22 protein-coding genes are annotated in these 25,173 nt (G+C 39.1%); 6 read left to right on the forward strand and 16 right to left on the reverse strand.

Annotated elements, in window-relative coordinates; translation table 11 throughout:
- The 15 genes from ESU54_RS17995 to ESU54_RS16415 all read right to left on the reverse strand — a co-directional run.
- On the reverse strand, positions 1-2,059 hold a 2,059-nt coding region (locus ESU54_RS17995), incomplete at its 3' end, for a GEVED domain-containing protein (protein ID WP_249041335.1).
- 271 nt (positions 2,060-2,330) lie between these two features.
- Positions 2,331-6,029, reverse strand: coding sequence for a T9SS type A sorting domain-containing protein (locus ESU54_RS16350; protein ID WP_111845627.1), 3,699 nt, complete (start codon positions 6,027-6,029; stop codon positions 2,331-2,333).
- Positions 6,030-6,177: 148 nt separating this feature from the next.
- Positions 6,178-6,996 carry an enoyl-ACP reductase FabI gene (locus ESU54_RS16355; RefSeq protein ID WP_111845628.1) on the reverse strand — a complete coding sequence of 273 codons (819 nt, stop codon included), beginning with the start codon at positions 6,994-6,996 and terminating at the stop codon, positions 6,178-6,180.
- A 71-nt stretch (positions 6,997-7,067) separates the two neighbouring features.
- Positions 7,068-8,720, reverse strand: a complete 1,653-nt coding sequence (recN, locus tag ESU54_RS16360; RefSeq protein ID WP_111845629.1) for a DNA repair protein RecN — start codon at positions 8,718-8,720, stop codon at positions 7,068-7,070.
- Between the two features lie 135 nt (positions 8,721-8,855).
- Complete coding sequence (gene porD, locus ESU54_RS16365; protein ID WP_111845630.1) at positions 8,856-9,746, reverse strand: type IX secretion system protein PorD; 891 nt, start codon at positions 9,744-9,746, stop codon at positions 8,856-8,858.
- Positions 9,739-10,962 carry a bifunctional phosphopantothenoylcysteine decarboxylase/phosphopantothenate--cysteine ligase CoaBC gene (gene coaBC / locus ESU54_RS16370; protein WP_111845631.1) on the reverse strand — a complete coding sequence of 408 codons (1,224 nt, stop codon included), beginning with the start codon at positions 10,960-10,962 and terminating at the stop codon, positions 9,739-9,741. The genes porD and coaBC overlap by 8 nt, the downstream gene beginning before the upstream one ends.
- 70 nt (positions 10,963-11,032) lie before the next feature.
- A complete protein-coding gene (locus ESU54_RS16375; RefSeq protein ID WP_111845632.1) occupies positions 11,033-11,362 on the reverse strand; it encodes a DNA-directed RNA polymerase subunit omega in 330 nt (109 codons plus the stop codon).
- Positions 11,363-11,374: 12 nt separating this feature from the next.
- Positions 11,375-12,184 (reverse strand): outer membrane protein assembly factor BamD, encoded by an 810-nt coding sequence (locus ESU54_RS16380; protein ID WP_111845664.1) that lies wholly within the window; start codon positions 12,182-12,184, stop codon positions 11,375-11,377.
- A gap of 137 nt (positions 12,185-12,321) precedes the next feature.
- The gene (dapA, locus tag ESU54_RS16385) at positions 12,322-13,197 is read right to left on the reverse strand and encodes a 4-hydroxy-tetrahydrodipicolinate synthase (RefSeq protein ID WP_111845633.1); all 876 of its coding nucleotides are present in this window, start codon (positions 13,195-13,197) and stop codon (positions 12,322-12,324) included.
- A gap of 23 nt (positions 13,198-13,220) precedes the next feature.
- Complete coding sequence (locus ESU54_RS16390; protein WP_111845634.1) at positions 13,221-13,736, reverse strand: DUF6913 domain-containing protein; 516 nt, start codon at positions 13,734-13,736, stop codon at positions 13,221-13,223.
- Positions 13,737-13,794: 58 nt separating this feature from the next.
- Positions 13,795-15,789 carry an NAD-dependent DNA ligase LigA gene (ligA, locus tag ESU54_RS16395; protein WP_111845635.1) on the reverse strand — a complete coding sequence of 665 codons (1,995 nt, stop codon included), beginning with the start codon at positions 15,787-15,789 and terminating at the stop codon, positions 13,795-13,797.
- An 82-nt stretch (positions 15,790-15,871) separates the two neighbouring features.
- Positions 15,872-16,576 (reverse strand): MIP family channel protein, encoded by a 705-nt coding sequence (locus tag ESU54_RS16400; RefSeq protein ID WP_068761974.1) that lies wholly within the window; start codon positions 16,574-16,576, stop codon positions 15,872-15,874.
- Positions 16,577-16,672: 96 nt separating this feature from the next.
- On the reverse strand, positions 16,673-17,263 hold the full coding sequence (locus ESU54_RS16405; protein ID WP_111845636.1) for an LOG family protein: 591 nt from the start codon (positions 17,261-17,263) through the stop codon (positions 16,673-16,675).
- A complete protein-coding gene (gene prmC / locus ESU54_RS16410) occupies positions 17,256-18,119 on the reverse strand; it encodes a peptide chain release factor N(5)-glutamine methyltransferase (RefSeq protein ID WP_111845665.1) in 864 nt (287 codons plus the stop codon). The genes ESU54_RS16405 and prmC overlap by 8 nt, the downstream gene beginning before the upstream one ends.
- 2 nt (positions 18,120-18,121) lie before the next feature.
- Positions 18,122-18,607, reverse strand: coding sequence for a GNAT family N-acetyltransferase (locus ESU54_RS16415; protein ID WP_111845637.1), 486 nt, complete (start codon positions 18,605-18,607; stop codon positions 18,122-18,124).
- A gap of 28 nt (positions 18,608-18,635) precedes the next feature.
- On the opposite strand from ESU54_RS16415, the gene ribD reads away from it, so the two are divergent.
- From ribD to ESU54_RS16430, 3 genes are read left to right on the forward strand one after another with little or no spacing between them, the layout of a single operon-like run.
- Positions 18,636-19,685: a bifunctional diaminohydroxyphosphoribosylaminopyrimidine deaminase/5-amino-6-(5-phosphoribosylamino)uracil reductase RibD gene (ribD, locus tag ESU54_RS16420; protein WP_235004628.1), complete on the forward strand. Its 1,050-nt coding sequence runs from the start codon at positions 18,636-18,638 to the stop codon at positions 19,683-19,685.
- Positions 19,682-20,554: a DMT family transporter gene (locus ESU54_RS16425; RefSeq protein ID WP_111845639.1), complete on the forward strand. Its 873-nt coding sequence runs from the start codon at positions 19,682-19,684 to the stop codon at positions 20,552-20,554. The genes ribD and ESU54_RS16425 overlap by 4 nt, the downstream gene beginning before the upstream one ends.
- Before the next feature lie 11 nt (positions 20,555-20,565).
- Complete coding sequence (locus tag ESU54_RS16430; RefSeq protein WP_111845640.1) at positions 20,566-21,183, forward strand: IMPACT family protein; 618 nt, start codon at positions 20,566-20,568, stop codon at positions 21,181-21,183.
- Here the strand turns inward: ESU54_RS16430 and ESU54_RS16435 are convergent, their stop codons facing one another.
- Positions 21,184-21,585, reverse strand: a complete 402-nt coding sequence (locus ESU54_RS16435; RefSeq protein WP_111845641.1) for an acyl-CoA thioesterase — start codon at positions 21,583-21,585, stop codon at positions 21,184-21,186.
- Between the two features lie 206 nt (positions 21,586-21,791).
- On the opposite strand from ESU54_RS16435, the gene dnaA reads away from it, so the two are divergent.
- The 3 genes from dnaA to ESU54_RS16450 all read left to right on the forward strand — a co-directional run bounded on the left by dnaA (position 21,792) and on the right by ESU54_RS16450 (position 25,170).
- Positions 21,792-23,219 carry a chromosomal replication initiator protein DnaA gene (dnaA, locus tag ESU54_RS16440; RefSeq protein WP_111845642.1) on the forward strand — a complete coding sequence of 476 codons (1,428 nt, stop codon included), beginning with the start codon at positions 21,792-21,794 and terminating at the stop codon, positions 23,217-23,219.
- 82 nt (positions 23,220-23,301) lie between these two features.
- The gene (locus ESU54_RS16445; RefSeq protein ID WP_111845643.1) at positions 23,302-23,736 is read left to right on the forward strand and encodes a low molecular weight protein-tyrosine-phosphatase; all 435 of its coding nucleotides are present in this window, start codon (positions 23,302-23,304) and stop codon (positions 23,734-23,736) included.
- Between the two features lie 54 nt (positions 23,737-23,790).
- A complete protein-coding gene (locus ESU54_RS16450) occupies positions 23,791-25,170 on the forward strand; it encodes a PQQ-dependent sugar dehydrogenase (RefSeq protein ID WP_111845644.1) in 1,380 nt (459 codons plus the stop codon).
- Positions 25,171-25,173 lie beyond the last annotated feature (3 nt).

The raw sequence follows: 25,173 nt of genomic DNA on the forward strand, positions 1-25,173 counted from the left end.
TAGAGATTCCACCGTTGGCGAAAATGCTCGCGGTTATGTTGGTCAAAGTGAAGTTCTCGTCAGCAGAGACAGTTAAGTCGTTTGCGGTCTGAAAAGCAGTTGCAGAGGAACAGTTAATTCCGTTCTCGAAGGTGCCGTCGTTAGGGTTCTCTTCAGAACAAACTCCGCCGCCACCGCCGCCATCACAACTATAGGTTCTAAAAGTGTAGTCAAAACCTAGGAATGGCTGATAACCTGGATTTGCAAAAACATTTCCACCTGGGTAAGGGTCTGTAGTATCACCCGCAACGCAAGGTAAAGTTGGGTCTCCATCAATGACAATATAATATGTGTTTCCAACAGTAACATTCACTACTGGATCCCAAAAAACATCGGCCCAAGCGGTACCATCGGTTTGACTTGTTCCGCTAGCAAGCATAGTTCCACCAGCATTTGGAAGCCCGTCCCATAATGATAAATCCACATCAAGTCCAGTAGAGTTGGCTGTAAACATAATACCAGCTCCAGCAGATTCAGCCTCTAAAGCAATATAAGACTGTGCTAATCCAGTTTGTGTTATAGCGGCCATACAAGTATTAGTAGCATCTTGGTTTACTTCTATAACTGCGTTGGCACATGCGCCACCGCCACCGCCACCAGTAGTAACATTCATAGAGTAATCCTCTGCTTGACCAAAACCTGTTGCCAAACAAGGATCTAGATAATTGGTAGTACCAAATTGCTTTTTAACTCTCATTCTGGTAGTTCCGGCCAGAGCTCCAGCAGGAACATCTATAGTTCCATTAGATTGCTGACCATCGATACCTGTGGAATTGATAAGAAGATCTGTAATTTCATATACTTCACCCGCATCGTTTAAAATTCCGTTTTGGTTCCAGTCAATAAATACAACAAATCTATTTGTAAAGGGTCCGTCTGTATTTCCCTCAAGAGCAATTGGATAACTCATCCCAGCTTCCATATCACCACTAATAGCTGTAAAATCTTCGTGATCTGGGGTACCGTTAAGAACAGCGCTTGTCACGTTGCTTATTCCTGCAACTTCTACCAAGGTAATAGGCTCAACATTGATAGTGAAATCAAGCGGTCCGCAGTAAGGGCTTGGGAAAGGTCCGCCGGCAGCTTCTTCTCCAACAATATTCATGACCATATGCTGATTCGGAAATCCGATTGCAGCTAGATCTGTAGGAGTGCTTATAGCGCAAGCAACAGACATGATCCAAGATACTCCAGTTTGGCCACCAGCATTGGATCCAGGGAACCATGTGGAAGTGGCTCCAGGGTTTATCTTAAGCTCATAGATCATAATTGACCCCGCAGGAATGGTTGCAGTAATTGGAACTGAAACTACGTTTCCAGCATCAGCCACAGTTGAAACATAATTAGCTGTTCCTTGAAGGGTTGCAGAACCTGGATATCCACCTGGAAAGGTAGTTGTCGTAGAATAGATATTTATAGTCAAATTGGTTGGACCACCAACAGCTTCTACCGCAAATTCAGCACTACTTACATTGAAGGCATCAGTGATACCAAAATCGGCTGCTAAATTAAAGTCTCTGTAAAAACTGTTTTGATCAGGAATACCTCCTGCATTACAGGTTACTGAGTTACCCGCAACAATATTCTGGGTAACACTGTGTGTAATTGTCACTGGTGCCCTATTATTGTAATATGAATCAGGGAGCATATTTCTAGATGCAGTTCCAGGAGGAGGACCTATTACTGTCCTTAATGAACTACTAGAAACACTCAAAGACGTTGGTCCAGACAAATTTCTTTGTACAGGAGCACTATTATCTAGAGAAGTAGCAGAGCGACCGTCAGAAATAACAGTTTGAGGATTAGTTTGTTGTTTTTTGTAATTGATAGGGTTGTTTTCCCCTTGGTTCTTTGCGCTAATATCAGTTGGACTGACAGAAACGTTGGAAGGTGCAACAGCCGCTTTCTTTTGCTGTTGATAGTAACGGACGGGGTTGTCTGACCCCATCGATTTTGCATCATGCTGACTATACCCAATAGCGCAGAACATGAACAAAATTAACATAGTAATTCTTTTCATAATTAAAATAGTTTAGTTAGTAATCGATTTTAAAGACCTAAAGCTATTCTAAAAAAATCAAATATCAAAAGTTTTGACTATAAGATTGTTATGTAATTTAAAAAATAAAAGAATCTAGATACTTCTCGAAATAATATAAAGATATTTTTATAAATATATTTTAGCCTGAATTTTAATTAAAGACATCGAAATTCGGACATCTTTTAGAGCATCCATAAAAAAACCACCCGCTCTTGCGGGTGGTTCTACTTAATATTAAATATTTAAAAAATTATTGTTTCAGCACTCTATAAGTACCTATTTCACCATTCACAGACACTCTCATTAAATAAGTGCCAGTGCTTAGTCCAGAAATATCAACCTGTGAAGTGGTAGCTTCCACACGGTTTTCGATTACTAGCTGGCCCAAAAGGTTGTATATCGATACATGCTCGATATTGTCAACACTCTTAAGGTTCAGGATACCATTGGTTGGGTTCGGGTAATAACTGAAACCAGCAATAGTATTGTCTGAAACACCAAGGTTGGTACCGTCTATCACGATGTCCGTAATGGCTCCAGTATTCATCACAAACACATAATATGCTTGACCGCCCAATGTAAATATGGACGCAGAAGTGCCAGGAGCACACTGGTTGGTCTGTTGCGGAACAAGGGTAAGGTCTGTTTCAACAGCATTCTCATCTGGTGCAGTATAGAATGTTACTGAACTAGCTCCACCAGGAGTTACGATCATTGCAGTAGCAGTACCGTCGCCAGCAGGAACAAAGTTATACCAAACACCATTAGCGCCAGTAAGATCACAATTTACAGGATTTCCGCCTTCTGTAGTAGCTGCAGGCATATGTACCGCAGGATCAGTATAAGGGAAACCTATTTCATCAACATCTATTGAATTCACGATCAAATCGTTTGGTGGAGGTGATAGCGCGCAAGTAACATCAGCTTCCCATCCAGATTGCGGAACGGAAGCGTCACTCATAAACACGAAAGTCAACGCACCACTTGGGTCGGTAGATACAAATGGACCAGGTATGCTGGTACCATAATAACCACCTGCAGGGAATCCACTATTAGTAGGTGGGTTTCCACTGGAAATTATCGGGAACGAAGCATCTGGGCCGTCATACACATATAGTGCATCCCAAGTTGCTTCAACCTCAAAGGCTGTGAAAGTTACAGTTACAAGTTCACCAGCATTTTCTGGGCTTATTATAGTTGTAATATTTTCACCATTTTGATAATCTCCGCCTGCACCACCAGTGTCATAAAACTTACCACCACAAGCTGGTGGGGTAGCAAATGTTATTGGTCCTGCATATTGACTTAGTCCATCTGCATTACAATCTGCAACCACATAGAAGTCATAACTGAATCCTCCAGCTAAACCTGTTGCAGTAGCAGTAGTTGTTCCAGCAGGAGTTGTTCCTGTTGCTACTGGTGTATCGGTAACTGGGTTTGCTCCTTGATCAAAAACGTACCAAATATATCCGCTAGTTGCATTTGGCTCGACTGTCCAAGAAAGATCCGCAGAAGTTGGTCCAACATTTGTAACCATTAGGTTTGTTGGTTCAGGACAGGCTGGAGGAGGAAGTGTTTCTCCTATTGAAACCCAAGCCACCTGAGTAGTTGCAGCAGTAGTAACAATTGGACCTAATAAGGTAGTTGCTCCTGTTGCAATATTCACTGATCGCCATTCCCCAGCAAATGAACCACTGTTGAAAGCAGCCATATATACTGTATCTGTAAGCGCATCATAACACATTCCTTGTCCAAAATTGGCATCAAAACCAATATTACCTATAAGTGTTGCTGTAGCAGTTGTAAGATCAATTGAATACAAATTGTCTGTTACTAAGTCATAGGTGTATCCTACTCCGGCACCGTCAATTGCAAGTGCGATTGGTAGATCGCCTGGTGAAATACCCGTTGCACCCACCAATGTAGCAGATACCGCAACTGGATCTATCGTGTAAAGGTCTGCACCAGCAATGGCATATAAAACACCAGAAGCCTGATCAAACTCCATACCTACCCAGTCACCAGGAATATTACCCAATAAAGTGTAGAAACCAGATGCTACATCAAAAGAGTAAAACTGTCCTCCGTTATCAAGAGCATAACCAGTCGTTGGATTTGCAGGATCAATAGCTCCAGCATTTTCAAAGTTTACAGTAACTGGTGAATCACCAAATACCTCAACAGTTGATGGATCTGATACTGGGAAACCAATTAGTTCCACGTTGCTATTGTTCACACCATAAGCTGTGTCTAACACGCCGCCACCGCCGCCAATTGGCTGGCAGTCGCCTGAAAATTCATAAACCTGATCAGAACCAGGTAAGGCCACTCCCCAGGTAACTCCGTTATCTGGTGAAAAGGCTCCGTCATTACCAACAACTGTAGCTGTGCTAAATTCCCAAAAAGAATTACTAGCAGTTGTATTATCAGCATAAATACTTATCCAGTAAGTAGTTGCTACTCCTGCCTGTCCATTAAGCATTACTGGAGAAATATCAAAATTTAATTCCAATACATCAAGAATAGGATTAGCTGGAAAATCACCAATTATAGGTTGAGAAGTTGGAACAATACCTGGAATTGTTGCCAAAACATTACTAGGATCTGGTAAACCTCCAAGGTCTCCGTAAATAGTTATATCTGCAGATACTATTACTTCGCCATCAAAAACTAACCAATTAGCAATAATAGAATCCAAATTTAAATTTGTATCCGCATCTACAATAATGTCTGCCGCTATAATTTGAGGAGTATTGTTAGATGATGTAAAACCGTTCTCAAAATTATTTGAAGGGTTGTCTTGGCTACATGCAGTACCGCCGCCGCCAACTAGGTCTCCATACATTACGAATGGCATACCTTGTGGTCCAACGTCTACTAGAGGAATCCAAACACCAGATTGGTTTTGAAGTGAATTTCCAGTAGTGCTCGCTCCTAAAATAGCAATAGGAGGAGCCCAGGGTCCAGAGGCACCAGAACCTTCAAAAGTATATTCAATCCAGTAAGTACCTGCTGTCAATGAAAGCCCTGTTGTATTAGCAGTTGCTCTTTGAATTTCTCTATTGGTTGCGCCAGGAGCACTTTCCAATTGTCTGAAGGCATTTGTACCAGCAGCAGCATCAAGAATATTAGTGGTAAGGTCACCCCAAACTACACTAGCACCACCACCACTTGGGTCTCCGTCCCAAACCTGCAAATAAACTGCAGTAAGTGAAGGAGCAGTAGATCCTGTTTGATATGCAAATACGTCAATAGACGTTATATTATAATCATCGGTAAGCACTACGTCATCTGCAATACTGTTTCCTGCTGTAAATTGAGCACCAGATCCATAAGTCCCCATACCTAATGAAGTATCTTCCAATAAGCTAACGTCTGGAGTACCTGCTACATTAAAGTAAGGGCCGTTATCATAAACAATGGCATTAGGAGATTGAAAATAATAAGTCCCAGTAAAAGGAACATTCCTATTGAAATCCTGGCCAACATTAACATTCATTCCAGTCGTTTCAGTAATCGCCGATGCACTTCTATTTGTATAAGCAGCTGGTAGCTGAATGTTACGTGAAGAGTTCGGATTATTTGCAAATTCAATAAACAAAGGCATAAACTGTGTATTACTTGATGCACTCTCTGCTTTTGCTGTAAGCTTTTTATTTTCTCCAGCTTTTTTAACAACACCGGCCTTTTTTGCCGATTGTTGGTTACTGAAATAGGAGTGCAACATTTGCTGCTCTTCTTTTGAAAAATATTCGGAAAGCGAACCGCTGTTGCTTCCTATATTCTGATACCTCGTCAGCAACTCCTGAATGGAGGCTGCGGGCCTTTTCTGAACCTCAATATTCGTTGTCCCTGTTTCGGACTTTGAAGTATTGGATTTAGTAGATTGAGCACTCATGGTAAGCGAAAGCAAACCGACGAAACACCCAATAATTGTACTTCTTCTCATAATTTAATAAATTTTAGTTAATAATCATTAAATGTATTTAAAATAATGTTAATACCAAACATATGCCACAACTACTTTCTGAGTTTCAAAAAAAAATCCTGCCCAGTTAACTGGGCAGGATTTAAACTTTTCTAAATATAAATAAATACTACTTTCCTTCCACAAATGCTTCCATTACAGCATCACTTACACCCATATTAGAAAAACCTCCGTCATTATAAAGATTCTGTAGGGTTACACGCTTGGTAAGATCACTGAACATTGCCACTGTATAATTGGCGCAGTCCAAAGCAGTTGCATTACCTAATGGCGACATTTTATCGGCATAGCTGATGAAGCCATCAAAACCTTTCACGCCCTGCCCTGCCGTGGTTGGTGTTGGCGATTGCGAAATAGTATTAACGCGAACCTTTTTATCTCTTCCGAAGTAATATCCAAAACTACGAGCTATACTTTCCAAATAGGCTTTGTTATCAGCCATATCGTTATAATCTGGAAAAACGCGTTGTGAAGCCATATAAGTAAGCGCTATGATGCTCCCCCATTCGCTCATCGCATCTTTTTGATAGAGAACTTGCATGGTCTTGTGAAAAGAGACAGCAGAAATATCCCAACCTTTATGTGTAAAATCATAATTTTGGTTGGTATAATGATTGCCTTTGCGGACATTTACGGACATTCCGATTGAGTGCAACACAAAATCCAATTTGCCTCCCAAAATTTCAGTTGCCTTTGTTATCAAATTTTCTAGGTCTTCTAAACTAGTGGCATCTGCAGGAATAACTTCAGAATTTGTTTTTTCGGCAAGTTCATTTATTTGCCCCATACGAAGTGCGATTGGCGCATTGGTAAGCACAAACTTTCCGCCTTCTTCGTGAACACGCTCTGCGGTTTTCCAAGCAATGGAATTGGCATCCAATGCCCCAAAAATGATTCCCCGTTTTCCTTTTAGTAAATTATAAGACATGTTTTAATAAATTTTATGGTTGAATAGATTTTCGTTTTTTCAGTTTAAATTTGAAAAGTTAAAGATACATTTTAATTCAATAATTCCTTCGCGTTTGCTATTGCTGCCTCCGAAACATTTTTGCCACCAAGCATCTGCGCTATTTCAAGAATACGCTCTTCTTCGCTCAAAATCTTTAAGTGGGTAGTAGTTATATCGTTGCGGTCTTCTTTGTAAACTTTTATATGATGGTCGCCCTTAGCAGCAATTTGTGGTAAGTGCGTAATGCTCAACAATTGCATGGTTTTACTCATTTGGTGCATAATACCTGCCATTTTATTGGCTATTTCTCCTGAAACACCCGTATCTATTTCATCAAAAACAATGGTTGGCAATTTTTTGTATTCCGCCAAAACGGCTTTTATAGCGAGCATGATTCTGCTCATTTCACCACCGGAAGCCACTTTTTTTAATGGACCGAATGCCAAACCCTTGTTTGCAGTGAACAATAATTGCAACGTATCAGTTCCGTTGGTTTTGAAATCTTTGGAAGGGGAAAGCTCAAACTGAAACCGGGCGTTTGGTAAGCCCAACGGAAATAAGGTTTCCTCAAGCTTTTGCTTAAGTACCGGAATAGCTTCTACTCTTTTGGAATGAAGCTCCACAGCAGTTTTCAAAGCTGCTTCGCACAACTTGTTTTTCTGTTTTTCCAGGTTTTCTATCTGATCGTCAAGACCCAAAGTAGTATTCACTTTCTCTTCAAGTTGCTCCTCTATTTCAATTAATTCTGAAACCGTGGAAACGGAATGTTTTTGCTGAAGTTTATATAGCGTTTGTAATTTTTCGTTTACCTGAGAAAGCATTTCGGGATCAGCTTCAATTTTTTCCGCACTATTGGCCACTTCGTCTGAAATATCTTCCATCTCAATAATGGCGCTATTCAAGCGCAGCCAGTAATCTTCAAAAGTCTTTGAAAATTCTTTTATTCGCCCCAAAATAATTCGCGCTTCCTTTGCCGTCTGCAAACTGCCAATTTGATCCTCATCCAAAAGCTTGTTCGCATTTGAAAGGGATTCTTGTATCGCTTCGGCATTGTTCAGCGTTTCATAAGTTTCTTCGAGCTCCTGTTGGTTCAGCTTTTTTAAACTAGCTTGTTGAAGTTCGCTGTAAAGGAAAGTGTTATAATCCAGCTCTTTTAAACCATTTTCTTTTTGAAGTTTAATAACTGAAAGCTTTTCTAAAATGGTTTTGAAATCCGCGAATTGCAATTGATATGATTTTAAAAGGGCATCGTTTCCCGCCAAAGCATCAATCACTTCCATTTGAAAATTTTCGGAAACAATTTCCAAGGTCTCATGCTGGCTATGAACATCAACTAGATATGGCGCCAACGCTTGTAGTTGCGTTAAAGCCACGGGCGTATCATTTACAAAAGCCCTAGATTTCCCGCCAGGTAATATTTCACGACGAATGATGGTCTGCGGCTCATAATCCAGATCGTTTTGATCAAAAACATTTTGGAGTCCGTAATTTTTAACGGAAAAATGCCCTTCAATAACACACTTTTTGGAAGGATCTTTCACGCTACTCAAATCTACACGTTTCCCCAACACTAGTGCCAATGCTCCGAGAAGTATGGATTTTCCGGCACCTGTTTCGCCTGTAATAATTGTCAAGCCCTCATTAAAATCCACGCGAATGTCTTCAATAAGCGCATAGTTTTTTATAGCGAGGCTGGTTATCATTTTTAAGTGTTAGACTTTAGATTGTGAGACGTTAGAACTCTCAATTTGCACCATTGAATTAGCCCCGAATTCTCGGGATTGAACTTATAAAGTTAAAGGAAAGATATTAATTGGTCCAATCTCGTTTAAAAAAAATTAAAACTTGATCTCAGACCAGTTGCTTCGTTTTGTGGGCGCCAATCTGTTTAAGTTTTCAACCAGTTTTGTAATATCAATCTGTGGGCCGCCACTGAAAATGGCCTGTATCTCGTCGCTTTTCGCATCAAAAAAGGTCCGTACTAAAAAGGAGTTTGGACGTCTGTCATTAATACCTTTCAATTTATTGATGGCATCAGCTATTTTTTGCTTAGCCGCTTTTTGATCCGAGGCCATCACATCCAATCCATCGCGATGGTATTGATACATCACTTCGTGAAATTCCTTATAAACAGAAGATACCAAAGCATCGTTATAGCGATATCTTGACTGGTTTCCATCGGTAGATTTCCATCCAGAAAAATTACCGGAAGCTGCCGTATTGGTTATTTGTTTGGCTATTTCAAAATAGGGTGTTCCTCCATTTAAAACATAAGTGTCTGCATCTAAACCAATAATTGTATAAACGTGAAAAGCAATAACCGAAACAAGATTGGAGCCAAAACTGTTCATATTGAAGTTAAGCGGCTCGTATTCCTTGTAATTAAAGCTTAGCTGTTTGTCGAAATAGTTATATACAGGACTGTCATAGGTTGAGTCAAAAATAGGTCGTGAAGTTTGAATTTGAAGTGTTCCTGTAAAGGTATCGCCGTCGTACTGACTTATTACCAAGCTCATATTGCAGTCTATGCGCTCTTGGTTTTTGTACTCTTTATCGGTCCATTTTGTGTTATTTACAAATTCGCGTAACTGGGTTTCCAGTGTTCTAAAAATTTGCAAATTGGGTTGTCCGGTCTGTTCGGCATCAATGGAAACTGTGCAATTGAGTTCTTGGGCCTGTGCAGAAAACACAGTGGTTGCACATAGTAAGAAAAGTAAAATTTTACGCATTTGTCTGTTCTATAATATATTCTAAAATATCTTTTGCTACTTCTTTTTTAGGTTTAACAGGAAAAGGAATTGTTTTATTGTCTTTGCCTATCAAAGTAATTTTGTTGGTGTCGGTTTTAAAACCCGCGCCTTTGTCTCGAAGCGAATTTAACACAATTAAATCTAAATTCTTTTTTTTGAGTTTCAATTTTGCGTTTTCTTCTTCGTTTTCCGTTTCCAATGCAAAACCAACCAAGAATTGATTTTTCTTTATTTCACCCAGCGAAGCAAGAATATCTTTGGTTTTTGTAAGTTGAAGTGTGAAATTATCGGTTTTCTTTTTAATTTTTTCCGAAGCAACTTCCGAAGGGCGATAGTCCGCTACGGCGGCGCTTAAAATAGCAACATCACTTTTGTCGAAATATTTGTGAGCTGCATTGTACATTTCTTCTGCAGAAGTAACGCGGATTATTTTAACGAAATCATTGTCAATTTTTAAAACTGATGGCCCAGAGATTAAAACAACCTCAGCGCCCATTTGTGCGGCTGTTTCGGCAATGGCGTATCCCATTTTTCCGCTGGAATGATTTCCAATAAAACGAACGGGGTCTATTGCCTCATACGTAGGACCGGCGGTAATCAAAAACTTCTTTCCGCGAAAGGGAAGTTTTTTTAGAATATCATTTTCTATAAAAGAAACAATTTCTTCAGGCTCAGCCATTCTGCCCTGCCCTACCAAACCGCTCGCCAATTCGCCATAAGCTGCTGGAATTTGAATGTTTCCAAAACTGTTTAATTTTTCAAAAACCTCTGCCGTGGTTGGGTGTTTGTACATATCCAAATCCATTGCTGGCGCATAATACACGGGACATTTTGCGGAAAGATAGCAAGCGAGCAATAAATTGTCACAGCTACCATACGCCATTTTGGAAAGCGTGTTTGCAGTACCAGGAGCTATCAAAAACAAATCAGCCCAAAGGGCCAACTCAACGTGGTTGTTCCATTTGGGCTCTTTAAAGCTATTGGGCTCTTTTTCTTCAGTGAAGGAAGAATAGACTTCGTTTTTAGATAATGTGGAAAGCGTAAGGGGCGTAACAAATTCTTTGGCAGAAGAGGTCATCACAACTTTTATGTTAGCCCCTTTTTTCACTAAAAGTCTAACTAAAAAAGCTGCTTTGTACGCGGCAATCCCGCCGGTAACGCCAAGCAAGATATTTTTCCCGTTCAAAACAGACATGTTTCAGTTTTAAGTTTTCAGTATTCCGTTAGGTGTATTCCGAATTCCCGATTTGGGCTTAGGAAACCTATTATTCTACTACTTCGTCTGCAGTGTTTCTGTAGTAAATTTTATTTTCTAACCACTCTTGTACTGCCAAAGCATGTGGTTTTGGAAGTTTTTCGTAGAATTTTGAAACCTCTATTTGCTCTTTGTTTTCAAAAATTTCCTCCAAACTATCGTTGTAAGTAGCAAACTCATCAAGTTTTTCAAGAAGTTCTTTTTTGATGTCATTGTTTATTTGTGAAGCTCTTTTCGAAATAATTGAAATAGCTTCATAAATATTGTTTGTAGGCGCATCGATCAAGTTCTTGTCAAGGGTAACTGTATTGATGGGTGCAATTGAATTTTTAATATCCATAATAAAAATTAATTAACTGTTGGGTTCTGTTTCTGTGGTTACAATTCTGCTCTCTAGATCCTGATATATCTTCGTTGCTTCAGGAGCTAGTTCTGTATCCTTATAATATTTCATAAAAGTATTGTAGTGTCCTTTCGCTGTAAGCAAACGCTCTTGGACAAGAGTGGGAATACTGTTGACAGCCAATTTGTATGCCGCAACATACCTTCCGTAAAAAGCATCCTTTCTGTAGTGGGAGCCCGGATTATCGGTTATAAAATTATCAAAAGCATCGATGGCAGCTTTGTAATCTTCAACGTGCAAATATTGTTTTGCAACTTCGTACTCCTTGGTTTCTAGTTTTTCCTGTAATTCGGCAACAAGGGTATTGGCTTCCATTCTTTTGCCGGAATTTGGGTATCGATTGATAAATTCCTGAAGTTTCTCCAACGCTTTATAAGTATCCTTTTGGTCTAAGGAATATCTAGGTGAAAGCTGATAAAAGCTTTTAGCGCCTTTAAATGAAGCCACTTCCGCACTATCACTTTGTGGATATGCTTGCGTAAAACGTTCAAATTGATAACCTGCCAAATAATAATCTTCCAAGTTGTAATAAGTGTTGGAATAGATAAACATCAGCTTTTCACCCTGTGGCTTTCCTCTATATGAAGGTACTATCTGCTCCATCAATTTTAGGCCTTTTCGGTATTTGCCAATTTTGTACAGCGAATCTGCCATGGTAAATTTCTTACCCATATCATCCTTCCGAAGTACCCGCTGGTATTCGCCACAGGATGAAAGAAGAATCGTAAGACTAAGTATAAAAAAAAGTGGTAATCGCATGGGCTTAAAAAACATCGTGCAAAAATAGGGAATTAAACATGATTGAACAAACTTATTCTTTGGCTAAAATATTGCTCTAAAGGCTAATATTTGCAAGCCTTTTGAAATATTTAACGTACAAATGAAAAAGAACTGTTTTAAAAATTTTTAGTAAAAGAATCTATTTTTGCTCTCAGACCATCGCTAACTCCCACCAAAGGAAGCCGCACTGTGTCGCCACATATACCCAAAGTTTTAAAAACTGTTTTTATTCCGGCAGGATTTCCTTCCGCAAAAATATAGTCAATCGCTGGAGCTATTTTGTAATGAATCTTATAGGCCTCATCGGCTTTTCTATCTAGCCCGAGTTTTACCATTTTTGAAAATTCCTTCGGAAAACCTTCCCCGATTACTGAAATTACGCCCGCACCACCAGCAAGCACCATTGGCAGTGTAATCATATCATCGCCAGAAATAACCAAGAAATCTTTAGGACAGCCAGAAATCAATCGCATTGCTTGCACAATGTCTCCCGCTGCTTCCTTTATTGCTACAATTTTTTCAAAATCTTTCGCCAAACGAATCACCGTTTCTGGCAGCACATTTGAAGCCGTTCTTCCAGGAACATTGTACAAAATTATTGGTAGTGGAGCCACTCTTGCAATGGCTGCAAAATGCTGGTAAATCCCTTCTTGAGTAGGTTTGTTATAATAGGGCGAAACCGAAAGAATTGCAGTAAACGCTGAAAGGTCACGCGTTTTCATTTCAGAGATTACTTCTTGCGTATTGTTACCGCCAATGCCTAAAACCAAGGGTAAACGACCTTTGTTTGCAGAAACAATTGCGTTAATAACAATATCCTTTTCTTCTTTTGAAAGCGTTGCGCTTTCGGCAGTGGTTCCCAAAACAACCAAATAATCAATCCCGTTTTCAATGTTGAAATCCACTACTTTTTTAAGTCTTTCAACATCTACGGAAAAGTCACTTTTAAAAGGGGTGATGAGCGCTACGCCAGTTCCAATCAATTCTTTCATAACAATAATATTTTTTTAAGTTCTCAAATCTTCTTTAAGATTTTCAAATATTTTTTTACTTCACTTTTAAACGCTTCCGGTTTTTGGAGATCCACCGTTAACAGCAAATCGAAAAGACGCTCATCTGCATCGTTGAAGCCTATTTTGAATTTCGCTTTGCTCTGCGCGACCATCGCACTTAAAAATTCATGTTTTCCTTTGTAAAATCCAATCAGCACATCAAATGGAAAATCCAGAAATTCCTGTGCATTTTGGTTGTGTATTTCCCCACGCCAGTTGAATTCCTTATTGGTTATCTGGTTCTGCCGAAGCGATGGAATTTTCCGCCGTGTTTCCACAAAGGTGAAAAGTTTCACATCTTTTCGCTGTAAACCAAGCTCGTTTCCAAATTCATAAAGCAATTCAAAATCGTCAAAAAAAACTTCGTCCACCAAAAATCCCAAATACTTTAACGGTGTGTTTCGCTGCGAAATATCACGGTCTGTTAGTTTTTTCTCGGTGTGCTTTTTTAAAGAATGTTTCTTTATTTTTTTCAACATGGAACGCCCAATTCTTAAATGGCAAAAATAGTTTTTTTCATCGCTTTTCAGCTTTCAATTATGAAATCATTTGCAAAAAATCGTCTTCAGAGATTATGGCAACCCCCAGGCTTTCGGCTTTTGTTTTCTTGCTCGGCCCCATATTCTCGCCCGCCACCACATAATTTGTTTTGGAAGAAATAGCACTGGAAACTTTACCACCATTGTCTTCAATCAGTTTTTTCAGTTCATCGCGGGAAACTTTTGTGAAAACACCAGAAACAACGAATGTATTTCCATTTAAAGTGTTTGTTTGGTTGGCGAGTTTTTCTGCGGAAATCTCCAATTGAACACCATAACTTTTCAGCCGCTCAATGGTTGCAATATTTTCTTCGGAAGTAAAAAAGGAAACCACGCTTTGGGCGATGCGTTCGCCTATTTCATCAACAGTTATCAATTCTTCTGCGGAAGCGTTTTTCAATGCATCAATGGTTTTGTAATGCTTTGCCAGTTTTTTGGCAACGGTTTCGCCAACGTAACGTATTCCCAAAGCAAAGAGAACTCTTTCAAAAGGAATTTGCTTTGAAGCTTCTATTCCGCTTATCATATTTTCGGCACTTTTTTGCGCCATGCGTTCCAACGGAATTATTTGTTCTTCTCTCAAAAGATAAAGATCGGCGTAATTGATTATCAAACCGCTGTTTACTAAAAGCGCAACGGTTTCGCCTCCCAAACCTTCAATATCCATCGCTTTCCGTGAAATGAAATGTTGGATGCGCCCAATAATCTGTGGCGGACAACCTTCGGCGTTTGGGCAATAATGCTGTGCTTCGCCTTCGGTCCGGACCAATGATGTTCCACATTCGGGGCATTCAGTTATGTATTTTGCAGTGAGTGAACTAGGATCGCGCTGTGCAAAATCGACCCCAATTATCTTTGGAATAATTTCGCCACCTTTTTCCACAAAAACGGTATCGCCTTCGCGGATGTCGAGTTTTTTTATTTGATCTGCGTTATGCAAAGAAGCACGTTTCACTATGGTTCCAGCGAGTTCTACGGGTTCTAAGTTTGCAACAGGTGTGATGGCGCCGGTTCTTCCCACTTGATAGGTTATTTGGTTTAAAACCGTAGAAACCTGTTCTGCCTTAAATTTGTAGGCCATCGCCCAGCGCGGTGATTTTGCAGTATAACCGAGTTCTTCCTGTTGTTGCAAATTGTTCACCTTCACCACTACCCCATCTGTTTCATAAGGAAGTTCGTGGCGGTGTACGTCCCAATAATTTACGAATTCTAAAACCTCCTCCAGGTTTTTGGCGAGTTTTGCGGCTTCGGGAACTTTAAAGCCCCAATCGCGAGCTTTCTCCAAGCTTTCAAATTGTGTCTTAATGGGAAGCCGTTCGCCTTTTAAACTATATAAAAGACAATCTAACGGACGTTTGGCAACTTCGGCGCTGTCCTGCAACTTTAAGCTACCAGAAGCTGTGTTTCTTGGGTTTCGGTAGGGCTCTTCTCCCAGTTCCACTCTTTCGGCATTCATCTTTATAAAACCTTCAAACGGCAAAACTATTTCGCCGCGAATATCAAAAAGTGGCGGGAAATCTCCCTTCAATTGTAACGGGATGGAACGAATTGTTTTTACGTTTGCGGTAACATCATCGCCCTGAAAACCATCGCCGCGGGTTACTGCTTTTTTCAGCTTGCCATTTTCATAGGTTAAACTTATTGAAGCCCCATCGTATTTCAGTTCGCAAGTGAATTCAACATTCCCGTCTACCATTTTTTCGATTCGCTTTTCCCAGTCTTCAAGGTCTTCTTTTGAATAGGAATTGTCCAAGGAAAACATTCGGTAGTTATGCGGAACGGTTTCAAAATTCTTGGTGATTTCACCTCCAACTCTTAACGTTGGTGAATTTGGATCGTGAAACTCTGGATGCGCTTTTTCCAGCTCTTGAAGTTGCTTTAGTTTTTGGTCAAACTCAAAGTCGGAAATGGTAGGTGTATCCAGTACGTAATAGTTGTAGTTATGTTCGCGGAGCTCGTTGCGAAGGCTTGTGATTTGTTGTTCAATGTTCATAGAACAAATATAAAATTTTAAACCTCACAGCTTTTTAAAAACTATGAGGTTTATTAATGAAATTTTCAACAAAACTTAAAAATCAATCATCCAAAAAGATATTGCGAACCAAGGCAGCACAAAGTCCTCCTGCAATTGGAGCAACAATGAAAAGCCAAAGCTGTTGCAACGCCATTCCGCCTGCAAAAAGCGCTGGACCCAAACTACGGGCTGGATTAACGGATGTTCCCGTAATTGGGATGACAACCATGTGAATCAATGCTAAAGAAATACCTATGGCAAGCCCTGCCATCATTGGCGATGTATGTTTGGAAGCAGTTGCTCCGAAGATTACCATCAAAAAGAGAAAGGTGAACGCAAATTCTGCTATCAGTGCTGATTTCATATCGTATTCCCCGAGATAGCCAGGTCCCCATCCATTGGCTCCCAAGCCCCATTCGGGCATTGAGAAACCTGCACTTCCCGTAGCCAAAACATAGAGTAAGCCTGCCGCAGCAATGGCTCCAATACATTGCGAAATAATATAGCCAACTGTGTCTTTGGCCGAGAGTTTACCAGCTGCCAACATAGCTATAGAAATTGCTGGATTAATGTGGCATCCTGAAATTGGACCAATAGTATAAACCATTACCAAAACCGCAAAACCAAAGGCAAGGGAAATACCCAAAAGACCAATTCCTGCAGGTCCCGAATGGGTTACGCTAGCAATAGTTGCAGCACCACAGCCAAATAAAACTAATGCGAAAGTGCCGAGTGCTTCGGCAAAATACTTTTTTGAAGAATTCATTTTCAATAATTTAAGAGGTTAGACATCTTAAATTTAAAAAAATGAAGTTATTAATTTATTTTTGTTAAAAAGGAAAGCTAAATTGTTGATAAGCAATTAGGTTCTGTCAGAATTCAGCCACTTCGGAACTTCAGGTCTTTTAAATTCCTCCATCTTTTTTAGAAGTTGATTTGGATTGGAGTCTACCAAAAGCAGGCTGTAGTTGTCCATTGAAAGAAAGCCTTTGCGCACCATGGTTTCGAGCATTTTTATAAGATCATTATAAAAACCGTTTATATTTAATAGACCAATTGGTTTTTGGTGTAGCCCAAGTTGTAGCCAAGTCATAATCTCAAAAAGCTCTTCCAGCGTTCCCATACCACCGGGCAGCGCAATAAAACTGTCACTTTCTTCTTGCATTTTCATTTTCCGCTCATGCATGTTTTCAGTAGTGATGAGTTCGGTTAGGCCTAAATGAACTACTTCTTTCTTCTTTAAAAAGTTTGGAATGATGCCGATTACCTTTCCGTTGTTATCCAAAACACTTTTGGCGATGATGCCCATCACCCCTATTTTGGCAGCGCCATAAACCAAAGTGATATTTCGCTCGGCAAATATTTCTCCAAGTTTTATGGCTGCATCGGTTATGGCAAGGTCGTTGCCTTCACTACTTCCGCAGAAAACGCATATTTTTTCAAGATTATTCATTTAAACTACATTTTATCATTCGGTCTTTTCCGAAGATGTCTTTTTTAATTACTATATTTCTAAACCCTTCGCTATTTAACAGCGCATTTAATTCTTCACTAAGGTACTCATTAATCTCGAAAAAAAGTTTTCCGTTGGGTCTCAAATGATTTTTTGCCAAGTGGGAAATTGTCCTATAGAAAAGCAACGGATCTTCATTGCTCACGTACAACGCAGATTCGGGTTCGTATTCTAGAACGTTTTGCTGCATCTGTTTTTTTTCTAATTCGCGAACGTATGGTGGATTTGAAACTATTATATCGTATTGCTTGGGAAGTGTTTTCGTTTTTAAAATATCGACTTGAAAGAATTCAACTTCAGCATTATTTAGATTCGCATTTTCTTGGGCAATTTTTAAAGCCTCATTTGAAATATCCAAAGCCGAAAGTTTTGAATTGAAAAGATTTTTAGCCAATGAAATGGCAATACAGCCAGAGCCAGTGCCGATATCTAAAATAGTTGTGAGTTGTGGGTTCTGTGCTGTGAGTTTTTGTTCAGAAATTATGAATTCAACCAATTCCTCCGTTTCAGGACGAGGAATTAAGGTGTTACTATTCACTTTAAAAAGAAGTCCGTAAAACTCAGTTTCTCCTAATATATATTGAATGGGTTCATGGTTTTTAAGGCGAAGCAACGCCCGCTGAAATTTTTCGGAAGCTTCTTCTGAAATAATCCTTTCAGGGTTTAAAGCCATTTCTATTCGGGAAAGACGTAAATATTCTTCAGAAAGGATATTAAAAAAAGATTGTATTTCTTCAGAAGGATATAAACCTATTAGAGGATTTTGGAAGTCTGTTTTTAATTCTTTTAAAGTCAAAACTATAATGTTTTCAACATATGAACTGGACAAGAGTAATGGCCCGTATCTCCCAATGCACTTTCAATATATTCGAAACCTGCTTGCTTATATAGTTTTTGGGCGTGGGTCATATACTCCATGGTTTCCAAATATATTTTTTCGAAACCAAACTCACGTGCTTTTGACAAGCAAAACTCCATCATTTGCGCACCGACACCCCTTCCCCTGGCTTCGGGCAGGAAATACATTTTTTGGAGTTCGCACACATTACCATCATAGTTGTCCAACTTCGCTACACCCGCGCCGCCGATTATTTTATCGTTTTCGGCAACCACAAAATAAACCGCATTTGGTTTTTGGTAGGTTTCAAACATACAATCCAAAGCAGCATCGGCATAAGCAGTGCCTACTTTCGGCACATTGAAGTCTTCCAAAACGCTGCGTATAACTTTAGCGATTTGGGGATTGTCTTTCTTTTCAATAAGACGGATAATTGGTGTGTCCATTCTAATTAAATCCTTGTATTTTTACGCGGTGAAGATACACGAAAAATATATGTTGCGCTGCATCCAACTGGCCAAAAATGGACTGGGAACTACCTATCCAAATCCTTTGGTGGGTAGCGTGATTGTTCACAATGATATAATTATTGGCGAAGGTTGGCACTACAAAGCGGGACAACCTCACGCCGAAGTAAATGCAATAAAAAGTGTTGAAAATCAGGGATTACTGAAAGAGGCAACTATCTATGTGAGCTTGGAACCTTGCAGCCATTTCGGGAAAACGCCACCCTGCGCAGACTTGATTATTGAAAGCGGAATCAAAAAAGTTATCGTTGGCAGTTTGGACCCAAATCCAAAAGTAGCAGGACGCGGCATTAAAAAACTGATGGAAGCTGGTTGCCAGGTGATTGTAGGTATTTTGGAAAACAAATGTGATGAACTGAACAAACGGTTTTTCACAATACATCAAAAAAAGCGTCCTTATATTTTTCTAAAGTGGGCACAGACAATTGATGGTTTTATCGCTCCAAAAACCGAAACCCGAAACGAAACAAAACCTGTTTGGATCACGAATGAATTTTCAAGACAACTTGTGCACAAAATGCGGTCCGAAGAACAAGCTATTTTGGTGGGAACAAACACGGTTTTACAAGATAATCCATCGCTTACGGCACGGGAATGGGCAGGAGAGAATCCGGTGCGAATTGTTATTGACAGAGATTTAAAAATTCCACAGGATTTATCGGTTTTTAATGCAAGTTCAACAACGATTGTTATCAATGAAAATGAAACCAACACTTCGGAAAATTTAGATCTTGAAAAGATTGATTTTTCCAAAAATATTCCCCAGCAAATCTGCGAAATCCTTTTCCGAAGAAATATTCAAACTGTTATTATTGAGGGAGGCGCGAAAACACTTCAATCTTTTATTGACGCAAATCTTTGGGATGAAGCCTTTGTATTTAACGGCGCCATCGGTTTCGGAGAAGGGATTAATGCCCCCAACTTTAAAGGTGTTTTTATTTCAGAAGAAAAAATAAAGGACGATACATTGCGAATCTTTAAAAACCCTAACTCTTGATAGTTCTGGCGCTCAGCATTCTTTCGTCCACAATGATTTTTGTGGTTTTTAAGCTTTTTTCAAGGTTTAAAATCAACACGATGCACGCCATTGTTTTCAATTATGTAACGGCGTGTTTTTGCGGCATTATCTTCCAAAAAAATGCTGTTGATATTGCAGCAATACCAAACTACAGCTGGTTTCCTTTTGCCTTGGGGTTAGGGGTTCTTTTTATAACCGTTTTTAACCTGATGGCAATAACAACGCAACGCAGTGGACTTTCAGTAGTTTCGGTAGCTACAAAAATGAGCGTAGTTATTCCTATTCTTTTTGGGTTACTTTATTATAAAGAGAATCTCGGGGTTTTTAAAATTGTCGGAATAATTTTGGCGCTCATTGCTGTTTATCTGGCGTCCATAAAAACTAATGACGGACTTAAAATAAAACCTTCAAATTTTATCTTTCCCATTTTGGTTTTTTTGGGAAGCGGAATTATTGACACAACTTTAAAATATTTGGAGGGTGAATTTATAGCCAAAAATGACATCCCTATTTTTTCGGCAACAATCTATGGAATGGCTGCAATTATAGGTTTCTTCATTTTAATCTTTCAGGCCAGTAAAGGGGATTTTCAATTTCAATTCAAGAATTTACTTGGAGGAATAGCTTTGGGAATCCCAAATTACTTTTCAGTTTATTTTTTGGTGCAGGCGCTGCGCAGTGGTATTTTTGATAGTTCGGGCGTTTTCACCGTTAACAATGTGGCCATCGTAATGATTTCAACAGTGCTGGGGATTTTACTTTTTAAAGAAAAATTATTGTTTAAAAACTGGATCGGAATTGGGTTGGCAATCCTTGGAATTGTATTAATTGCTTTTGAAAAATGGTAAAGTTTTAAAAATTGGAAATTGAAAAAGACACATACAAGACCATTTTAAAGGCTTCGGAAGAAGTTCTTTTTAAAGAGAAAGGAAGTAAATTCTTTGGCTATGCCTATCCAGTTTCTTCGGAAGAAGAAGTAAAACAATATATCGAAACTCTAAAAAAGCAGCACCACAGCGCACGACATTGGTGCTACGCTTGGCAATTAGGCAAAAACTATGAACACTACCGCGCCAACGATGATGGCGAGCCTTCAAATAGCGCGGGAATGCCAATTTATGGCCAATTGCAATCCTTTGATGTTACTAATATTTTGGCGGTGGTGGTTCGCTATTTTGGGGGCACTAAGCTCGGAGTCGGCGGATTGATTCAAGCCTACAAAACCACTGCACAGATGGCTTTGGAAACTTGCAAGATTGTTGAAAAAACTATTGATGAAACCTTTCTCTTAAAATTTGAATATCCAGAAATGAATACGGTGATGCGAATAATTAAGGACGAGGACATCAACCTTGTCAATCAAAAAATGGAATTGGATTGTGAAATTGAAATCGCTGTGCGCAAAAAGGATGCAAAAAAGGTTTTTGAAATGTTTGAAAACACCTATAAGGTGACAATTAAACAATTAGAAAATTAACTATTCTTCATTCAGTTTTTTTATTAAATAATCTGGTGCTTTCATTAACTTTTTTGTAGTACTATTCACAAAAACCAAAATAGTAGTTGCCGTAATCAAAAGTTGTTTGGACTCATTATAAATTTCATATTGAAATTCAATTTTTACATTGGGCATTTGCTTCAAAGTTGTCTTTACGGTGAGCAAGTCATCATAAAACGCAGGCTGTTTATAATCAATACTTAAATGAATTACCGGAAGGTGTACATTATTGGCTTCCATCCATTTATACGAAAAGCCAAGCTCGCGTAGCCATTCAGTCCTGCCCTGCTCTAAATACTGTGCGTAGTTGCCGTAATAGACAACTCCCATTTGGTCTGTCTCGCCATAGCGCACTCTAATATGTGTAAGTGTATTCTTCAAAATTTTTAGTTAATTAAAGAAAGTTTTTTTGTAGTTTTATCAAAACTGAAGTATGGGGAAAAAAAACTAATAATTCAACCCCAATCTGGTTTTTTTTATAACTTTTTTGTTCACATATTTGCACTGTTAAGAAATAGCAGGGAAACACTCTCTTCCCCATTTTTTAGCCGCACCTTTTTAAAAACAAAAAAACACAAATTTTAACTATGAGCAAAACTGCGGAATCGGTTTGGAACAATTGTTTGGCTTTTATCGAAGATAATATCACTTCGCAAGCATACAAAACTTGGTTCGAACCCATTAAAGCGGCAAAGCTAACCGATAATGCACTTAGCATTCAGGTTCCGAGCAAATTTTTTTACGAATGGCTCGAAGAACACTACGTTAAAATATTGAAAGTAGCTCTAACCAAAGAGTTGGGTACCAATGCCAAGTTAGTGTACATCATTAGGATGGAAAACACTTACGGCAATAAACAGCCTTTTACTGAAAAAATTCCAAGCGCTAACCGAAGCAACCTTCAATCTCAAGACGTTGACGTGCCTTTGAAAAACAAAAGTCCGGAACTTAAAAATCCGTTCGTCATTCCAGGAATTCGCAACGTAAAGATTGAATCTCAACTTAATCCTAATTATAATTTCGAAAGTTTTCTTGAAGGCGAATCAAATCGATTGGCACGTTCAGCTGGCTTAGCAGTTGCTAACAAACCTGGAGGAACTTCATTCAACCCCTTGCTTATTTTTGGCGGCGTTGGTTTGGGAAAAACGCATTTGGGTCACGCAATTGGTGTTGATATAAAAGATAAATATCCCGAAAAAACGGTGCTGTATATTTCTGCGGAAAAGTTTACACAGCAATATATTGAATCTGTAAAAAAGAACAACCGTAACGACTTTATCCACTTCTATCAAATAATAGATGTGCTAATCGTGGACGACATTCAACTACTTTCTGGAAAAGCTGGAACACAAGATGTATTCTTTCATATTTTCAACCATTTACACCAAAATGGCAAGCAGGTTATTTTAACCAGCGACAAAGCTCCAGTAGATATGATAGACATTGAGCAACGTTTGTTGTCTCGTTTTAAATGGGGACTTTCTGCCGAATTAAATCACCCAGATTACGATACACGTGTTGCTATAATAAAAAACAAATTGTATCGCGATGGTGTTGAAATGCCAGATGATATTGTAGAGTTTTTGGCAAACAACATCAAAACGAATATTCGTGAACTGGAAGGTGCCATTATTTCACTTATTGCACATTCTTCTTTCAATAAAAAGGAAATCACAATAGAACTTGCCCGTAAGATTGTTGATAACTACGTAAAACACACCAAACGCGAAGTTTCCATAGACTACATTCAAAAAGTAGTGAGTGATTATTTCCAAATGGATGTAGATACTTTACAGTCAAAAACACGAAAGAGGCATATTGTTCAGGCACGCCAATTGGCAATGTTTTTTGCGAAGAAATTTACAAAAGCATCCCTAGCTTCTATCGGTTCACAAATTGGACAACGCGACCATGCAACCGTACTCCACGCTTGTAAAACTGTTGATAATCTTTCTAGCACAGACAAACAGTTCCGCAAATACGTGGAAGACCTTAGCAAAAAGTTGACGCTCTAAAAAGTTTCAGGTTTAAGGTTCTAGTTTTTTAAAAATCTATTCACAATTAACCCCAAACATTTTGCAACAGTACAAAATCCTTATGGTCTGCCTTGGCAATATCTGCCGTTCGCCTTTGGCGGAAGGCATCTTAAAATCTAAGGTTGACGCTTCAAAAATATTTGTTGATTCCGCTGGAACAGGTCATTGGCACATTGGTAATGAACCCGACAAAAGAAGCATTGCCGTTGGGAAAAAATACAATATAGATATTACCAATCAACGCGGAAGACAGTTTAGCGCAAGAGATTTTGAAAATTTCGATTTGATTTATGTAATGGACAATAGCAACATGGAAAACGTTTTGGCCTTGGCCGAAAATGATTTTCAAAGAGAAAAAGTAAAGTTGATCCTCGATGAAATTTTCCCAGATGAAAACGTGGATGTCCCAGACCCTTACTTAGGTGGAAATGCTGGTTTTGAAAACGTTTTCAAAATGCTCGATGAAGCTTGTGAACAAATTGCGAAACGACTTTAACTAAGAAATCCGGCTGATTTATCTACTTTAGTACTTTCCATTAAAAAATCAGCTATGAAAAAATTACTCCCTTTACTATTATTTCTATTTCTATCAGGACTTGTTTTTGCACAGCAAGTTGATATTGAACTGTATAAAAGCGGCTTTTCCGACCCTTTAAATTTACAGCACGCCAATGATGACCGTCTGTTTGTAGTAGAACAAGGCGGGAAAATAAAAATAATCCAAGGTGACGGAACGGTTAACACAACTCCTTTTCTAGATATTTCAGGCCAAATTTCAAGTGGTGGCGAAAGAGGTTTGCTTGGTTTGGCATTTCATCCAGATTATACAAATAATGGGTATTTCTATGTTAATTACTCCAAACCAAATGGAGATACACAAATTTCACGATTTTCAGTAGATTCTGGAAATCCAGATATAGCAGATCAAAATTCTGAGTTACCAATTATTGATTATTCTCAGCCTTTTTCTAACCATAACGGAGGTTGTTTAGCCTTTGGCCCAGATGATTATTTGTACATTGCTTCTGGTGATGGCGGTAGCAGCGGTGATCCAGGAAACCGCGCCCAAAATATTAATTTACTACTTGGAAAATTATTGCGTATAGATGTGGACAACCCTTCAGGAGGAAACAATTATGGAATCCCTGCAGGCAATCCTTTTGTTGGAAATCCCAATGCGCGTGAAGAAATCTGGGCTTATGGTTTACGAAACCCTTGGCGTTTTTCTTTTGATTTAACTGAAAACAATCTTTGGATCGGTGATGTGGGACAGAGCAATCTGGAAGAAATTAATCGTGTATCAGTTGCGGAAGCAGGCTTAAATTATGGCTGGCGCTGCTACGAGGGAACCCAACCCTTTAATACACAAAATTGCCCACCACAGTCCGAGATAACATTTCCTATTGCAGAATATACACACGCCAGCGGTAATTGCTCTATTACAGGCGGATATGTTTATAGAGGTTCTGTATATTCAGATATTGCCGGACTTTACTTTTTTGCGGACTACTGCAGTGGGATGATTGGAACCGTTGACGGTTCTGGGAATTTGATAGATCATGGCAATTTTTCCGGCAACTGGGTTTCTTTTGGGGAAGACGTGAACAAAGAGCTTTACATAGTTGATAAAGGTGGTTCTATCTATAAAATAACCGGAGATCCAATAATAGGCACCGAAGATTTTTCATTAGAAGATACACTTAGCATGCTTCCAAATCCCGCTTCGGAAAATGTTACTTTTAGTTTGAAAAACGACATCCTTCAAGCAATTCAGGTTTTTGATGTGAGAGGCAGCTTGGTTTCTTCCGAAGAAAACATATTCAGCAATGAAAAGACAATTTCAATTTCAAATTTGAACCCAAGAATTTATTTCGCCAAAATTACTTCTGTAAAAGAACAAACGATTGTTAAAAAACTAATCGTTCAATAATAA

The organism is Aequorivita antarctica (assembly GCF_007997155.1).
GTDB lineage: Bacteria > Bacteroidota > Bacteroidia > Flavobacteriales > Flavobacteriaceae > Aequorivita > Aequorivita antarctica.

What these genes read in the sequence shown, in the direction of transcription:
- ESU54_RS16350 (WP_111845627.1), bottom strand. Translation starts at nt 6,029, where the DNA reads ATGAGAAGAAGTACAATTATTGGGTGTTTCGTCGGTTTGCTTTCGCTT.
- ESU54_RS16355 (WP_111845628.1), bottom strand. Translation starts at nt 6,996, where the DNA reads ATGTCTTATAATTTACTAAAAGGAAAACGGGGAATCATTTTTGGGGCA.
- recN (WP_111845629.1), bottom strand. Translation starts at nt 8,720, where the DNA reads ATGATAACCAGCCTCGCTATAAAAAACTATGCGCTTATTGAAGACATT.
- porD (WP_111845630.1), bottom strand. Translation starts at nt 9,746, where the DNA reads ATGCGTAAAATTTTACTTTTCTTACTATGTGCAACCACTGTGTTTTCT.
- coaBC (WP_111845631.1), bottom strand. Translation starts at nt 10,962, where the DNA reads ATGTCTGTTTTGAACGGGAAAAATATCTTGCTTGGCGTTACCGGCGGG.
- ESU54_RS16375 (WP_111845632.1), bottom strand. Translation starts at nt 11,362, where the DNA reads ATGGATATTAAAAATTCAATTGCACCCATCAATACAGTTACCCTTGAC.
- ESU54_RS16380 (WP_111845664.1), bottom strand. Translation starts at nt 12,184, where the DNA reads ATGCGATTACCACTTTTTTTTATACTTAGTCTTACGATTCTTCTTTCA.
- dapA (WP_111845633.1), bottom strand. Translation starts at nt 13,197, where the DNA reads ATGAAAGAATTGATTGGAACTGGCGTAGCGCTCATCACCCCTTTTAAA.
- ESU54_RS16390 (WP_111845634.1), bottom strand. Translation starts at nt 13,736, where the DNA reads ATGTTGAAAAAAATAAAGAAACATTCTTTAAAAAAGCACACCGAGAAA.
- ligA (WP_111845635.1), bottom strand. Translation starts at nt 15,789, where the DNA reads ATGAACATTGAACAACAAATCACAAGCCTTCGCAACGAGCTCCGCGAA.
- ESU54_RS16400 (WP_068761974.1), bottom strand. Translation starts at nt 16,576, where the DNA reads ATGAATTCTTCAAAAAAGTATTTTGCCGAAGCACTCGGCACTTTCGCA.
- ESU54_RS16405 (WP_111845636.1), bottom strand. Translation starts at nt 17,263, where the DNA reads ATGAATAATCTTGAAAAAATATGCGTTTTCTGCGGAAGTAGTGAAGGC.
- ESU54_RS16415 (WP_111845637.1), bottom strand. Translation starts at nt 18,607, where the DNA reads ATGGACACACCAATTATCCGTCTTATTGAAAAGAAAGACAATCCCCAA.
- dnaA (WP_111845642.1), top strand. Translation starts at nt 21,792, where the DNA reads ATGAGCAAAACTGCGGAATCGGTTTGGAACAATTGTTTGGCTTTTATC.
- ESU54_RS16445 (WP_111845643.1), top strand. Translation starts at nt 23,302, where the DNA reads ATGGTCTGCCTTGGCAATATCTGCCGTTCGCCTTTGGCGGAAGGCATC.
- ESU54_RS16450 (WP_111845644.1), top strand. Translation starts at nt 23,791, where the DNA reads ATGAAAAAATTACTCCCTTTACTATTATTTCTATTTCTATCAGGACTT.